The organism is Paenibacillus sp. CFBP 13594, from assembly GCF_014842675.1.
Lineage (GTDB): Bacteria > Bacillota > Bacilli > Paenibacillales > Paenibacillaceae > Paenibacillus > Paenibacillus amylolyticus_B.
The window spans coordinates 1-14,890 of the sequence record NZ_JACYVQ010000013.1 but is presented as its reverse complement, the minus strand read 5'-3'; the positions used below and the strand labels follow the sequence as shown (position 1 = coordinate 14,890).

Here is a 14,890-nt window from a genome sequence, read left to right as displayed (position 1 = left end):
GCTCATGAGATCAGTTTACCTTTCCGAAGCTCTTCCTGCAGGGCGCGCAGCCGACTGTTACGAACGGCGAGTGTGGTGATGAATTGCTCCCAGTGCGCTTCTTGCTTCATTTTTTTATAGATTTTGGACAGACGTTTCAACAGCTTCACCGCTGCTTTGTATCCGTCCCTGTTTTTGTGTCCGATATAACGCTCCACTGCCTGATGATAGAAGGGAAGCAGCAGCTCAGGTGCATCTTTTTCGATTGGTTGCAGCATCGCTACGCGGAATTCGAGAGGTTCCGTTCCCGTACTCAGCTGAAAATCAATCCATCTGCGCCACTGTCCACGCGAATGCATAGCATCCTCGTAGGCGGGGCGGGAGTGGGGAAGCATACTGACAAGCGTGTCCCACATACGGTTCTCTGCATCGGGCAGATGTTGAATGGCCGTATCCCATAGATGCATGTAATCATTCAAAGGTGTATTACGCCGATTCGCCAGAAGGGGGCCAAGTTGTACCAACCAATCCCCAAGTCGCTTCCATTCAGCCGAATCTGCGAGTACATGGAGAAAATGCAACAGTTGTTCTGGGGGGAAGCCGTAGGCCGAGCTTCCATGGATGAGTCGCTGCCATGCCTGATCATCTTGCCCCAGATGGAAGTGCATCCAGCTCTGCGCGAGTATGAGTGGTAAAGGCAGTGTTACGGCTTTGCCTGGTCTATCACTACTACTTCCATTATTTTGAGCGCTACCCAAGACACTCCCACCTGACTGGGAAGGTGACGAAGCGGCGGTTATATTGCGTTCTATATCATCTAAGATGGCCTGTTCCGACACTAACATGTCCCGCGACCCTTGAAGCTCAGGTACAATCCAGTTCAACCAAAGTTGTCGATAGATCGGGGTGAAGAACATCATGCTGGCTGTCTCAGGCATCATCTGTTTGCGTAAATAAGCTGAGGTTTCGGCCAGTCTGCTCCAAAGTTGTTCAAGCTTGTTTCCCTTTAGACCCGAGAGGTCTAGTGGATGGTTAAAGATCCGCTCAATGTCTTTCAGAAGTGCATCCACCGCGAGCTGGGCAGGGTAACTCAAGTACACGGGGGTATGCGTGATGGAGTTACGGGCTGGCGGCACGCAGAATCGGATGAGGTGCAGCTGTACATGTAGTTCAAAAAGTTGGTCCATTGCAGCGTTCAGTCTTGGCTTAATGGCATATAGCTCGTCCGTTGCTTCCTGTACGTAGGACGTGCTTGCTGTGCCAGTACCCAGCCGTCTCAGACAGGAGTGGAATAGCACGTGCCATTCCGAGATTTCGAGATCAGCAAGCTCTGTTGCACGTTCCTTGATCTGGCTGTATTGGTTGTCCGGAATGTCCGTATCCTGCTGTTCATCGGCATCTGTATAGCTGGATAGTCCTGCGGACATGGCACCGACGGGTTTGGTCGTTTGTTTGAGCGCAGTACTGGAGTGCGCATTCACAATCGCATGCACAGGTCGCTCCAGTTGCTCGGCATAACTCATTAATACAGCCGTCATATGTTTGCATACGGAACTCACCGGGCAGGTACAATGACTTGTAGTCAGGGACTGCATGCTTAGTGTGACCTCGTACTCTTCCGATCCTTGTACAACGGCCGAGATCCCTTGTTGTTCGGAATAGGTTAATGGTCCGACACGTTTCTGTTTATAATATTGGAATCCGCGCATGATCGTCAGGTTATTAAAATGCTCCGCAACCTGCCTGATCAACTGTTGCCACTGCGCATCATCCATCCTCATGTTATTCGGTATGTTCATCATTCCATCTCCTGGGGTAAACATAGGTTCAGTAATCACCACGTCTATGACGTGATGTTGTAAATTTGTTGTATCCATCATATCAGTTATGAGCCAATCCGTGCATGGGTTATGAAGAATTTGAAGTTATTTTAGACCAACTGGAATCAGGATGAACACGTCGGTTCTGCTGGCGGGCGACATGCAAGAATGCACCATATTGTGTATGCTTATGGTATGTATTCCTATCAGGAACGATGCAGGCCGGGGAAATGGCCATATTACACACAACAGGAGAGAGCATATGAAAATACTTACGTTAAACACACACGCCTGGGCGGAAGAGGATCAACTGAACAAGATCAGTCAACTGGCTGATTTTATTAATACACATCAATTCGATGTGATCTCCATGCAGGAGGTCAACCAATCCATGCAGGAAGCAGCGCTTTCTGAAGAAGAACTGAAGATGTATTATGCAACTGAATCCGACGCTGTGATTAAAAAAGACAACTATGCCTACGTCCTGCTTCAGCAGCTGACAGAGCAGTATTACTGGACGTGGATTCCCGCTCATGTTGGGTTCCAAAAGTACGACGAAGGACTGGCGATCCTTAGCCGGACGCCGATTAAGGAGGCTTTTGGGGAATACGTGTCTCACATGCGGGATTATAACAACTATCGTACACGCAAGATTGTGGGAATTCAGACGGTCGTCCAAGGTGAAGCAACCTGGTTTGTGAACGGACATTATAACTGGTGGGATGATGCGCAGGAACCTTTCAAGGGACAGTGGGAGTTGACGGAGAGCAAGCTTGCCCCCTACATGGACCAGCCGTTATATATAATGGGTGATTTCAATAATGTCGCGGAAGTGCGTGGTGAAGGCTATGATTATATGATGAGCAAAGGCTGGAATGACCTGCACACCTCAGCATTGCAAAAGGATGAAGGAGCAACCGTGGTGAAGGCCATTGCCGGCTGGGCAGATAACAAACGCGATCTTCGGATCGACTATATTTTCTCCAATCGTCCGATTCAGGCTAAATCTTCTACTGTGGTCTTGAACGGTAAAAACGGGCCGGTCGTGTCCGACCATTTTGGTGTCGCTGTAGAGATATAACAGCCGTGTGACCATAAACTATAAAGGTGATATCACCGCAAATACGAAACAAAGCCTCCGCTGACTTCCTGTTAAGGGAAGTTGCCGGAGGCTTTTCACATTCTAAATCATTTTCTGTGTCTATGTACATTTCATATCATTCATTCATTCTTTCTGCTGTGGAACTGGACTGTTACTCGAGCGCCAGCATCTGATGTACAAACTTTTTCAGATTCGCGCTTGTCTTACTAAGCTGTTCGATACTTTCCATGAACTCGGTAACAAGCTTGGCCTGATCCACTGTTGCGGTTGTAATCTGACCGATCTCTTGTTCCATATGCTTCATGGAATCTTGTACACTACCGAGGGATGTTTCGATATCAGCCGCTGCTTGTTTCGTATGATCGGACAGCTTGCGTACTTCACTGGCAACTACACCGAAGCCGGCTCCCTGATCGCCCACACGAGCTGCCTCTATCATGGCGTTGAGTCCAAGCAGGTTGGTTTGTTCCGATACTTCACGAATGACGTTTGTTACTTTACTTACACTGACCGAGTTCTCTGAAGCTTTTTTGGAGTTGCGAAGAATCTCTTCCGAGGTTGCGGAGAGTTCTTCGGAATGTGCAGCAATCTGCTGAATGCCACCAACGAGAGCATTGATGGTTGTTTCATTTTCACGAATCAGATTTTCCAGTGTCATATGACTATCCAACGCGTAGTTTACACCCAATATACCCACAACCTGATCGTTCTCTTTAATAGGGATTAGAATGGCATCAAAAGGTCTACCCTGCAGATCACCAGGCATACGTGCCACGGTACGGGAATCTCTGTTAGTCAGCATTTTGAAATGTTTATAATCATCATGCAGCTCATCCCCAACCTTCACGCCAATCTCCAGACTTTTTGCCTCGGAAAAATACAATACTTTCTCATGATCATTAATGGATATGGATATGTCGTCACGGAACATTTGGCTAACAAAAGGCATAGCATTTACCAGAGATTCAAGAGTATTCAATGTGCATCTTTCCTTCCCGATACAAAAAGTGGAATTCTCAATCTATATAAGTTGAACTAAAGATATATTCACACGTACACTCCGATGACAGAATAACCTTCCAATCGCTGTTATCCCCAGATTTTTTGATTCCCTTTTCTCAAGGGAAAAATCCGGTGATAAAGGCGAACGCTTCGCTTTTTCAGGTTTTTTCTGTCCTCTACGTTTCTGTGTAAATGATTAGTTCAACTTATATAGTCTCTATATCGGTAACTTTTTCCGTTTTTTTGAATTAATGTCCAATGAAGGTGTAATTGGCGAAGGGAAAACCGAATTTTCTGATTTTTTGTAAGCGTAATCAAAAATCTGTAGCCACCACAGAACATGTCAGTTATACTGGGATTATTATTCGGCTATTCAGAAGATAACCAAGGGACATACCTATTTCCCGGTAAGGGGATTACCCACCTAGGTTAAGCGCTATACTTTATCGGTTAGGTGCTCCAGTGTGGAGGGTATGAATGCAATGATATAAGACTTTATTTCAACGGGAGAAGGATGTGTGCCATCGATGACGACCTATTTCAGTGAACCACAGAGCATGTATTACCGATTTGGAGAAGATCAGGATCAGGTGTTGAAGGTACTGGCCGAGAGGTATATTGGAGCCAATGCGCAGGCTGATTTTGTATATCGGGTATTCCAGAAGTCTGGTATTTTGCAAAATGAAAAAGGGCTTTATGATCTGAATTTAGGTAAACGCTTTCCTGATGCACCTAAAGACCATATATCCTACGCAGCTGCACTAGTTTGGGGGGACGAGGACCGAAACCTGGATGTACTGGTCAGCTGTTATGGGCCTGTTCGTTTCTATTTCAATGAGCAGTTGGTCTATCGCTCTACCGTAATGGATGAGATTAGTCCAGACGCAACGGTTAAGCTCAGCATCGATATCAAGCCTGGTTGGAACACCATTTGGCTGGAAATGAAAAACACCCCTGCCGGATTTGGCTGCCAATTTGGGTCAGATGAAGGAAAAGTGCGCATTTTGAATGTATTTGCTCCATTTCAGGAGAGACAGGGGCAAGCGGGGTGGGTGTTCTCCCAACCGAACCCAGCCACGAGTAAACAACCGGACCTGCTTGGAAAAGAATCAGACTACAGCTTGAACTGGCTGCCTGAGACAGGCTGGTCTGATGAAGATAAAACCAAGCCAGCTTTCGAACGAATATACGGAAATCTTCCTGGAAAGCATGCTTATGCCTGGACCCATCTGAACAATAATGATTCAACCGGGAGTCCGGTGCGATTGTCAGGACAATCTTCGGGTTCTCTGAGTATTTGGATTGGCGGCAAGCCTGTGGCGCAAGTGAAGGAGCCGGGTTCGTTCGAAGCGGATATACCAGTCTCCTTTGGACGGAGTAACCTGATTGTCCGAAGTGAATGCAATGATACGGCGGCGGGACCGTGGCATTTTAATTTGAACGCAACCGTGTCGGGCAAGCCGATCTCACTGGAACTTCCTCAGCGTGTGCACGGTGCTAATGGAGAGTCTTGGTTATATGTCGGCCCTTTTGAATCGGGGGTTGAACCGGAATTGCAGGATCTGACCCGAACGGACCGAGTGTATCTAACGGGGCAAGGACAGACATATTGGCGCTTGGATCGACCGGATGCCTGGATCAGACCCTATTATGAAAATGCCATGTTAAGCAACAAATGGACAGTGGGCAGTGTGACTAATTATGGTCGCTGGGACTATCCATTGGGTGTCACTGTATATGGTCTATTACGGACTGGGCGTTATTTGCAGAGACCAGACATTACACGTTATGCGGCTGAGCATGTGCAGGCATGTACCCAGATGTATGAGTACTCTTTGTGGGATCGGGAGCAGTATGGTTTCCCGGCAGTTAATCAACAATTGGTCATGCTGAAAATGCTGGATAACTGCGGTTCTTTTGGTTCAGCCATGCTGGAAGCGTATTCAGAGTGTCATGAACCAACGTTTCTTCCGATTGCTGAACGGATTGCGGATTTCATGCTTTCCCGTTTGGAACGACAGGAGGATGGGGCATTTTATCGCACATGTGTAGGGGAGTATGCCGAGAATACCATGTGGGCAGATGATCTTTATATGAGCACGCCGTTTCTCGTTCGTTATGCACGGGTGACAGGCAACTCAACCGCATTGGATGAAGCCGCTAGACAATTTTCACTGTATCGGAAGTATCTGTTTATGCCTGAGTTCAAGATCATGTCCCATGTGTATGATTTCAAATACGGACAGGCAACGCAGATTCCATGGGGACGGGGAAATGGCTGGACACTGTTTTCCTTGACGGAGGTATTGGAAGCTTTGCCAGCAGAGCATCCTGAGCGCCCAGCCTTAATAGATTTCTTCAATGAACTGTGTGAAGGGTACGTAGCACTTCAAGGGGAAAACGGCTTATGGCATCAGGTGTTGAATGTTCCACAGACGTATGAAGAAGCCTCCTGCACGGCGATGTTTGCCTATGGTTTTGCGAGAGGTGTGCGTTTTGGCTGGTTCAAAGACCCTGAAGTTTATGTCACAGCTGCCGAGCGGGCTTGGAAAGGACTCATCTGCAAAGCCATTGATCGTCAAGGGAATGTGCATGGCGTGTGCAGCGGTTCGAGATATGCGTTTACGGCAGAGTATTATGATCAGGACTTGCGTACCGTCACCAATGACAATCACGGAATAGGCATTATGATGCTGGCAGGAACCGAAGTGGCAAAAATGAAGAAACATCTGGCTGAACACAGGGTGTCTTCACCTGCCGTCTCACATTCCTGACAGACCACTGAGGTCTGATGTTCATACTTTCGTTCCATATCAACCCGCTATCTTCTTCTCACGTATCATGCATGTATACCCGTAATCATAACGATACGGGAACGGAACCGCCGGGAATATCATTCCTGGTGGTTTTTGATTCCTGTAACTCCTTACTTTTTTGACAGGAAAGCTTACTTTTGTTTATGTCATGCGCAGCAATGGACCGATACAATAGGTTTTGTAAGCGATTCCATAAATGCAAGAAGGGGAGGAAATTCATTTATGATGATTACAAAAAAGTGGGTAACCCTGTTCTGCCTGTCCCTGTTATTGTTCGCTACAGCCTGTTCTGGAGGGGCCACCGATACACCATCTTCTTCTGGAGAAGCAAGTGGAAATGAAGGAGATTCATCAGGCAAGATTGAATTGCGCATGACCTGGTGGGGATCACAGACTAGACATGATCTGACGATCAAAGTCATCCAACTATTTGAAGAGAAACATCCGGGAATCACCATTAAACCTGAATATTCCGGTTGGGACGGTTACTTTGACAAGTTGACTACACAGGTAGCCGGTTCGAATGCACCTGATATCATCCAGATGGATTACGCCTTTCTGACTGACTTTGCCCGGCGTGGGGCCTTGCTTGACCTGACCACGTTTGCAGAGAGCAAAGAGCTGCGGACAGAGGACCATGATCAGAGCATGATTACAGCCGGATCAATTGACGATAAATTATATGCGATTACCCTCGGAGTTAACGCACCGGGTGTCATCTATGATGCCACCGTATTCCAGGAATTAGGAATCGAAGAACCACAAGAGAGCTGGACATGGAAGGATTTTGGGGATATTGCGACCAAGATCGCCGCAGCCAAAGGTGAGGGGTTCTATGGATCAGCAGACATTTCCGGTACAACGAACATGTTTGAAGTGTTTATCCGGCAATCCGGAAAAGGATTGTTCGACGGTGGCACAATGACAGCTACCAGCGAGGAGCTTCAGCAGTGGTTCGATATGTGGAGCGCACTACGCGAGAATGGTGGAGTGACCACAGCGGAGATAACGGCATCTACAACCAATGCGCTGGAGACACGCCCGATCTCGCTGGGTACAGCTGCGATGGATTTTGCATGGTCTAATCAATTGCTGACATTCCAGCAGGTGAACAAAAACCAGGATCATAAGCTTGGCATCCAAGTGCTTCCGCATGGTGTAGGTGAAAAGCAAATCGGTGAATATCTGAAACCAGGCCAGTTCCTCTCCGGTTATGGCAAAACCAAACATCCAAAGGAAGTTGCCATGTTCATCGATTTCATGGTCAATGATCCAGAAGCAACCGCTATTCTTGGTTCTGAACGTGGGGTGCCAGTCAATTCCAGCATTCGTGAACAGATGCAACCTACGCTGCCGGAAGCGGAGCAAACCATTTTCAAATTTATCGATACTGTGTCGAAGAACTCCAGCGAGATTGACCCGCCATACCCGCAAGGATTTGCTGAAGTGGACACAAGTTTCAAGAGCGCAAGCGAGCAGATCGCCTTCGGTCAAGGCAGTACTCCGGATGTGATTGCCCAGTTTATTGAAGGAGCCAAGGCTACGCTTGGATCGAGTCAATAATGATTGAAACTGTCTCACACTTCTAATTCTGCGGGGAGGTTGCGAAGATGACGACATCACAGGTCAGTCAAGCCCGAATCGAGCGTGTAACTACCCGGCGGGTAAAACGGAGATATGCGCATAATGGAGCCGCACTTCTGTTTCTCGCCCCATGGCTTGTCGGATTGTTATTCCTTACCCTAGGTCCAATGTTGGTATCGTTATACATTTCGTTCACCGATTACAGTATCCTGGCCGCCCCTTCCTGGGTCGGTCTGGACAACTACACCACGATGTTTACATCGGATAAACTGTTCACCCAGTCGCTCAAAGTCACCTTCACGTATGTCGCTGTATCCGTACCGGTCAAATTGATTTTCGCGCTGCTTGTAGCGATGTTGCTGAACAAAGGGATTCGAGGACTCGGTATTTACCGTACGGTGTATTACATCCCGACATTGCTTGGAGGTAGCGTGGCGATTGCAATGTTGTGGCGTAAAATGCTGGGTGGGGACGGGCTACTCAATAGTGTGCTTGCCATGGTAGGCATTAAAGCTCCCGATTGGGTTGCGAATCCGAAGTATGCCCTGTACTCCATCGTCCTGTTATCCGTATGGCAGTTCGGATCGTCGATGATTATTTTTCTGGCTGGCCTGAAGCAGATTCCACCCGAGTATGATGAAGCCTCAGCGGTAGATGGTGCAGGTCCTTTACGGAGATTCTTCTATATAACGTTGCCGATTCTGTCACCTGTCATCTTCTTCAATCTCGTGATGCAGCTGATTACGTCGTTTCAATCGTTCACGCAGGCTTTTGTTATCAGTAACGGTAGCGGAGGGCCAGTGAATTCAACCTTAATGTACTCTCTGTATCTGTACAAAAAAGGATTTTCATTCTTTCAGATGGGCTACGCTTCCGCGATGGCCTGGGTGCTGGTCATCCTGATTGGCGTATTTACATTGCTCGTATTCCGCAGCAGCAAGCTGTGGGTGCACTATGAGGATGGTGGGAAATCATGATTGGACAACGGAACTCTACAGCATGGGTCGTCGGCAAACATGTGTTGATCTCAGGCATCGCCTTTATCATGCTCTACCCGATCCTCTGGATGCTGGGCAGCTCATTCAAACCGGGACATATGATCTTTACAGAGACCTGGTTCTGGCCACAGGAATGGAATTGGCAAAATTACATGAATGGCTGGTCGGGTATTCAGGGCAATCCATTCTCCCGCTTCCTGACCAACTCTGTCATCCTGTCGCTTGGAGCTGTGCTGGGCAATGTGATTTCCTGCTCTATGGCGGCGTATGCGTTCGCTCGGCTGAATTTTCGTTTCAAAGCTATCTGTTTCGGCCTGATGCTTATGACAATCATGCTGCCCCATCATGTGACGCTGATCCCGCAGTATATCCTTTTCAACCACCTGGAGTGGGTGAATACGTATCTGCCGCTTGTCGTGCCAAAATGGTTGGCGACTGACGCCTTCTTCATTTTCCTCATGGTACAGTTCTTCCGGGGATTGCCCAAAGAGTTGGATGAGGCGGCCACCATCGATGGATGCGGTCCTGTGAAAATATACACCAAAATCATCATTCCACTTGCTTTCCCAGCGCTGGTTACCACGATGATCTTTACGTTCTTGTGGACATGGGACGACTTCTTCAGTCAGTTGATCTACCTGAGTGACGTGAGCAAATACACCGTGCCGCTGGGTCTGCGTTTGTTCCTTGATTCCAGCTCTCAATCCGATTGGGGTCCGATGTTTGCCATGTCGGTGTTGTCACTGGTGCCATGTTTTATCGTATTTATCGTGTGTCAAAAGTACTTCGTGGAAGGAATCGCGACCTCTGGGCTCAAAGGGTAATTCCAAGACGAAACGAGTTGATTTTTCCATGGGGAAAGGAAGATGGTCTTCATTCATTAATCAAAAGCTGCAACAAAGCAAGCTCTCCACGTTGATGGTGACTTGCTTTATTGCGTTTAACCTCCTGCTCGTCTCGGTTGTGGTCTGGCTGGCATATCAGTCTTTCTCCACGGTCACATTTGCCGAGATTAGCAAAGCACGTCTGGCTCTTCTGAACGAAAGCACACGTCGGGGATTTGATTTTATCACAGGGGTAACTGGAACCGCTTATGCCTTGGCAAGCAATCGGGAACTGTCCAGTCTGCTCGAAACGGCTGATACGGGCAGGCTTGCACAGATTCACCAGCGGAGAGAGGTCTCTCGAATTCTGGAACATACCATGGTCGTGAGTGAAGGCATCACTTCCATTGAACTGTATACGGATGCCTTTAATGAAGTGACAGTGACTATGGCTGATCGCATATTTCCGGTGGACACCATCGCACATGACTCTTGGTTTGCTACGCTGGAAAAGGCTGATGCGGCTTGGGTTCCGCTGCGTGAGAACGAATCAGGCCAATCCCTGGTCGGATACGCCCAACGGATTTTCGACAGTCGTGGAGGGACGGTTGCCTATGTGCTCATTCGACTGAGCAGAGCGGACATCGTACGCAGGTTTGCCGATGTACCCATGGTGCTTGATGGAAAAGTCCTGTTGGTAGATACCGCTGGTAATGTCGTAATGCAGATGGGGAGAGTTGATCCAGCAGGGGAGAAGGAACGAGCGGATAGAAGAAATGAAGCGAGTACAGTACAGGAACCGGGTGGAGCTGTAAATTCATCTTCTTCTATTATAGATAGTGCATGGATTCAGGAACATGTCCAACCTGGTGCAGACGGATACGAAGTGGTTTCCGGCCAACCCGGAGGTGCTCAATTGGTGCTGTACTCCAGGCCAGCCATGCTTCAGTGGCGCCTTGTACAGACTATTCCGGTATATACACTGTTATCTCCGCTCAGACAAGCGGGCTGGCAGATCCTTGGCATCGCCGTACTTGGACTATTATGCTCGGCTGTGCTGGCGTACCTGTTTGTAAGGCAGATCATCCGGCCTTTACGACAATTGATCAAGCGAATGAGACAACTGGAGAAAGGGGACTTCGATACCCGGGTCCAACTCTCATTTACGGAGGAATATGCCCACTTGGCTTATGGCTTTAATCATATGGCTTCACAGCTCACGACGCTGATGGAACAGGTGAAGGATGAGAGCCGGGCCAAGCGTGAAGCCCAGACGGGCTTGCTTGAGGCCCAGATCAAACCCCATTTTTTATACAATACCCTCGACATGATCCACTGGCGCGCACTTGATTACGAAGCCAAGGATATCAGTCGCATGATTGTACAACTCAGTAAGCTGTTACGGATCGGACTGAGTGGAGGGAGATTGTTTATACGGGTTCGTGATGAGTTGGAACATGCCCGTTGCTACGTTAACATCCAGTCAGAGCGGCTACCGTTCTCCATTCAATATCAGGAGCAGATCGATCCGCATATTCGCGGTTGTTACATTCCCAAAATCATTTTGCAGCCCTTCATCGAAAATGCCGTTATGCACGGGCACCCTGAAGAAGGCACACTTCGAATTCAGGTGTATATGCACGAAGAGGTTGGCCCGCATGAGGATATCGTCATTCGTATCACGGATAATGGGCGGGGTTTGCCGGAGGGGTGGAAACTCGAAGAGACGTGTGGCATCGGCGTACGGAATGTACATCAGCGCATTCAGCTTTATTGTGGGAAGAGATATGGTGTTCAACTGAGCGATAGAGCGTCAGGTGGCGTGGAAGTGACCATTACGCTGCCGCGTATTGAGACCGACGAGCAACTAAATCTATGGCTGGACGGTGAAAAATGATGAAGACCATTATGCTTGTTGATGACGATCCTCATATTGTAAAGGCATTAACAGATCATATCGATTGGCCTTCTCTAGGCCTCAGCATTGCAGGCACTGCTTCCAATGGCTTGGATGCGCTGGAGCTGTTTCACCGCATGCATCCAGATGTCGTTATGACTGACGTCTACCTGCCGGGGATGACCGGGCTTGAGATCACACAGACGTTGCGCCGTGATCATCCCCACTTGCCGATCATCATTCTTAGTGGATATGACGAATTCGAGAACGCCCGGGCAGCCATGCGTTGGGGTGTGAATCACTTTTTGCTGAAGCCGGCAGAGGTTGAGGAGATTGAATCTGTGCTGCGGGAGGTGCTACTGGAACAAGATGTGAGAGAGCGGCATGAGCGGCTGGAGCAGACATACAAGCAGGAGGTCGGACGGGTACTTCCGTATTTGCGCAAACAATTTCTTCACGAACTGCTGACTACGCGATATCGGGCAGACGAGCTGCCCAAAGAACGCATGGACTATATAGGCATTCATATGTCCTCACAGACACGCGCCATTAGTCTGCAACTGAATCGCCCCGTATTTTTGACACGAATGAAAGAACGGGATTGGCAGCTTCTCCGATATGGGGCGGCCGATATTATTCAGGAAACGGTGAAGGAGCAAGCAGCGCGCATGAATGGTCAGGTAGAGATTGTTGATTATTCGGATCAGGTATTTGTGTTGCTTCTATTAGGAGATAAAGATCATCTGGAAGAATGCCTGCCACTCGTGGAGAGGATGATCGATCAGATCTTTACGTATCTGAAAATAGAAGTGAGTGCTGGAATCGGAAGACCCAAGAGTCACCCATGTGAGGTGATAGATTCCTATCTCGAGAGTAGGGAAGCGGTGGAAACAGCAGAGTTTCAAGGTGGAAGTCGTATCTACCACTATGAAACATCGAAGGAAACAGAACCAAGTGTGACCGATTATTCATTATTGCTTCGTCAATGGAATGAGGCTTGGGCGGATATTCGACCTGACCTGGCGGAAGAGGTATGGCATCATATTTACCTTTTGCTGAAAGAGGGGAAATGTGTTGGGATACAGGATGTACAGGTTGTAGCCGTCAGTTTGTTTGACACGTTGATTCATAGCTGGAACCGACTTCATCCCATGTTAACGCCGCCTCTGGCGATGAGTGATTTTCTGCGTGAAATTCAATCGAAATATGCGTTGCATGATCTGGTAAACTGGATGGATCGTATTATCTGCGACTGGCTGGAACAGATACGCAAAGAGATGGGTGAGAAGAAAAGCAATAAACTGATAGAGCAGGTGAAACAGTATGTAGAGCTTCATTACGCCGAAGAGATTAGTTTTGAAGCGATAGCCAAGGGGCTGTTCGTACATCCGAAGTATCTGAGTCAACTTTTCAAAAGGGTGACCGGTGAGAATTTCGTGAGTTATTTGAACGGGTACCGGATTCAGAGGGCGTTGGAACTGTTGCAGTCGGGACATTACATGGTATATGAGGTGAGCGAGATGACGGGGTTCCGTAATGCGACGTATTTCAGCCAAGTGTTCAAAATGCTTACGGGCAAGAGTCCGTCTGAGGTGGGGTAGAGCGATACAGGTATAGTAATTATACAAAGCAGAAGAGGAGGTACGGTTCTTATGATGATCGATCAGCAGGAATATTACATTAAAGGCTTATCTTACTCCATTAGATCGGCAGAGGAAAAGGATGCTGTGGCCTTGTCTTCACTTCGTGTACAAATCGATGGGGAAACCGAGAACATGGATCGTGAAGAGGGCGAGGCGTATATCGATGCAGCCGGGTTCAGGCGGATCATCCATTTGGACACTGAGAAGTCACGGAATCTGTTCCTTGTTGCTGTAGTAGCGGGTGAAATTGTGGGGTATTCCCGATGTGAAGGCAGAGAGTTGAAGCGCTTTTGGCATAAGGTTGAGTTCGGCTTGTGTGTAGCCAGAGCGTATTGGGGATATGGGATTGGCAAGAACTTGTTAGTGCATTCGATTGAATGGGCAGACCAGACTGGTGTAGAGAAGATGACGCTGAATGTACTGGCATCCAATGAAAAGGCAATCGAGTTATACCAAAAGAGTGGCTTCGAGATCGAAGGTATTTTGAAAAAGGATCGGCGACACATGGAAGGACAGTATCACGACACGATAGTGATGGGGAGGTTCAAAGACTAATAGTAAAAAAAGTAAAAACACAATCTATCTAGTCCACAGCCTATGGAGTTCAATTATTAGATTCGAAATCCACATAACAGATAGCAACGTTATTGAGTAGAGGTATGATGTTTCTTATTTTATAGAACGATTTTATTGATGTTGAATGGGCCTGTTCACAACCTATATTGAGATAGATTAGACCGGTGAGTATATATAGGATATAGTAAGAAGATATTGCCATCAGAAAAAGAGCTTAAGAAAAGATGGAATCAAGTTAAACCATTCGTTTGCTGATGGGATATTTTACAAGTAGTAATTGTATTGTGTATATGATATATTCTATTTCCGGCCAAAAAAAACGAGAAACAAAGTGCAGTAGGCGAAACAAATAAGCTTCGAAAAGAAACTTAAAAAAAGAGCTTGCTAAGTTGGTACGGAAGTGTTATGATATAAAAGTTGCTGAGGGGAACGACACTCGGTAGAAAAAACAAGTTTGATCTTTGAAAACTGAACAACGAGTGAGTAAACATTCTGCTTGCAGAATGAATGCGAAAGTTTGAGACAAGCCTTGGCTTGAATCGACTGGAGCACAAGTGAGATTTTTAATCTCGTCAGATTCAAAATGAGCTTATCGCTCTTTTCAATACTTTATTGGAGAGTTTGATCCTGGCTCAGGACGAACGCTGGC

At 47.5% G+C, this 14,890-nt stretch carries 10 protein-coding genes; 8 read left to right on the top strand and 2 right to left on the bottom strand.

The features are described from left to right. Positions 1-2 precede the first annotated feature (2 nt). Positions 3-1,778 (bottom strand): SWIM zinc finger family protein, encoded by a 1,776-nt coding sequence (locus IFU39_RS28355; protein ID WP_192136138.1) that lies wholly within the window; start codon positions 1,776-1,778, stop codon positions 3-5. A 283-nt stretch (positions 1,779-2,061) separates the two neighbouring features. On the opposite strand from IFU39_RS28355, the gene IFU39_RS28350 reads away from it, so the two are divergent. Further along, positions 2,062-2,880: an endonuclease/exonuclease/phosphatase family protein gene (locus tag IFU39_RS28350; protein ID WP_192136136.1), complete on the top strand. Its 819-nt coding sequence runs from the start codon at positions 2,062-2,064 to the stop codon at positions 2,878-2,880. 172 nt (positions 2,881-3,052) lie between these two features. Here the strand turns inward: IFU39_RS28350 and IFU39_RS28345 are convergent, their stop codons facing one another. Continuing rightward, complete coding sequence (locus tag IFU39_RS28345) at positions 3,053-3,880, bottom strand: methyl-accepting chemotaxis protein (RefSeq protein WP_192136134.1); 828 nt, start codon at positions 3,878-3,880, stop codon at positions 3,053-3,055. 550 nt (positions 3,881-4,430) lie between these two features. Between IFU39_RS28345 and IFU39_RS28340 the strand changes: the two genes are divergently transcribed. The 7 genes from IFU39_RS28340 (at position 4,431) to IFU39_RS28310 (ending at position 14,220) form a co-directional block, all read left to right on the top strand. Next, the gene (locus tag IFU39_RS28340; protein WP_192136235.1) at positions 4,431-6,677 is read left to right on the top strand and encodes a glycoside hydrolase family 88/105 protein; all 2,247 of its coding nucleotides are present in this window, start codon (positions 4,431-4,433) and stop codon (positions 6,675-6,677) included. Positions 6,678-6,941: 264 nt separating this feature from the next. Next, entirely contained in the window at positions 6,942-8,282 is a 1,341-nt protein-coding gene (locus tag IFU39_RS28335) for an ABC transporter substrate-binding protein (RefSeq protein WP_192136132.1), read from the top strand. A gap of 47 nt (positions 8,283-8,329) precedes the next feature. Further along, complete coding sequence (locus IFU39_RS28330; RefSeq protein WP_036616398.1) at positions 8,330-9,280, top strand: carbohydrate ABC transporter permease; 951 nt, start codon at positions 8,330-8,332, stop codon at positions 9,278-9,280. Beyond that, positions 9,277-10,125: a carbohydrate ABC transporter permease gene (locus IFU39_RS28325; RefSeq protein ID WP_192136130.1), complete on the top strand. Its 849-nt coding sequence runs from the start codon at positions 9,277-9,279 to the stop codon at positions 10,123-10,125. The genes IFU39_RS28330 and IFU39_RS28325 overlap by 4 nt, the downstream gene beginning before the upstream one ends. A 28-nt stretch (positions 10,126-10,153) precedes the next feature. Further along, positions 10,154-12,022, top strand: coding sequence for a cache domain-containing sensor histidine kinase (locus IFU39_RS28320; RefSeq protein ID WP_192136128.1), 1,869 nt, complete (start codon positions 10,154-10,156; stop codon positions 12,020-12,022). Beyond that, positions 12,019-13,623, top strand: coding sequence for a response regulator (locus IFU39_RS28315; RefSeq protein ID WP_192136126.1), 1,605 nt, complete (start codon positions 12,019-12,021; stop codon positions 13,621-13,623). Before IFU39_RS28320 ends, IFU39_RS28315 begins: the two co-directional genes overlap by 4 nt. Before the next feature lie 51 nt (positions 13,624-13,674). Beyond that, the gene (locus IFU39_RS28310) at positions 13,675-14,220 is read left to right on the top strand and encodes a GNAT family N-acetyltransferase (protein WP_192136124.1); all 546 of its coding nucleotides are present in this window, start codon (positions 13,675-13,677) and stop codon (positions 14,218-14,220) included. Positions 14,221-14,890 lie beyond the last annotated feature (670 nt).

Coding starts and splice junctions, on each gene's coding strand:
- IFU39_RS28320 (WP_192136128.1), top strand. CDS start 10,154: ATGGGGAAAGGAAGATGGTCTTCATTCATTAATCAAAAGCTGCAACAA.
- IFU39_RS28335 (WP_192136132.1), top strand. CDS start 6,942: ATGATGATTACAAAAAAGTGGGTAACCCTGTTCTGCCTGTCCCTGTTA.
- IFU39_RS28340 (WP_192136235.1), top strand. CDS start 4,431: ATGACGACCTATTTCAGTGAACCACAGAGCATGTATTACCGATTTGGA.
- IFU39_RS28315 (WP_192136126.1), top strand. CDS start 12,019: ATGATGAAGACCATTATGCTTGTTGATGACGATCCTCATATTGTAAAG.
- IFU39_RS28325 (WP_192136130.1), top strand. CDS start 9,277: ATGATTGGACAACGGAACTCTACAGCATGGGTCGTCGGCAAACATGTG.
- IFU39_RS28350 (WP_192136136.1), top strand. CDS start 2,062: ATGAAAATACTTACGTTAAACACACACGCCTGGGCGGAAGAGGATCAA.
- IFU39_RS28310 (WP_192136124.1), top strand. CDS start 13,675: ATGATGATCGATCAGCAGGAATATTACATTAAAGGCTTATCTTACTCC.
- IFU39_RS28355 (WP_192136138.1), bottom strand. CDS start 1,778: ATGAACATACCGAATAACATGAGGATGGATGATGCGCAGTGGCAACAG.
- IFU39_RS28330 (WP_036616398.1), top strand. CDS start 8,330: ATGACGACATCACAGGTCAGTCAAGCCCGAATCGAGCGTGTAACTACC.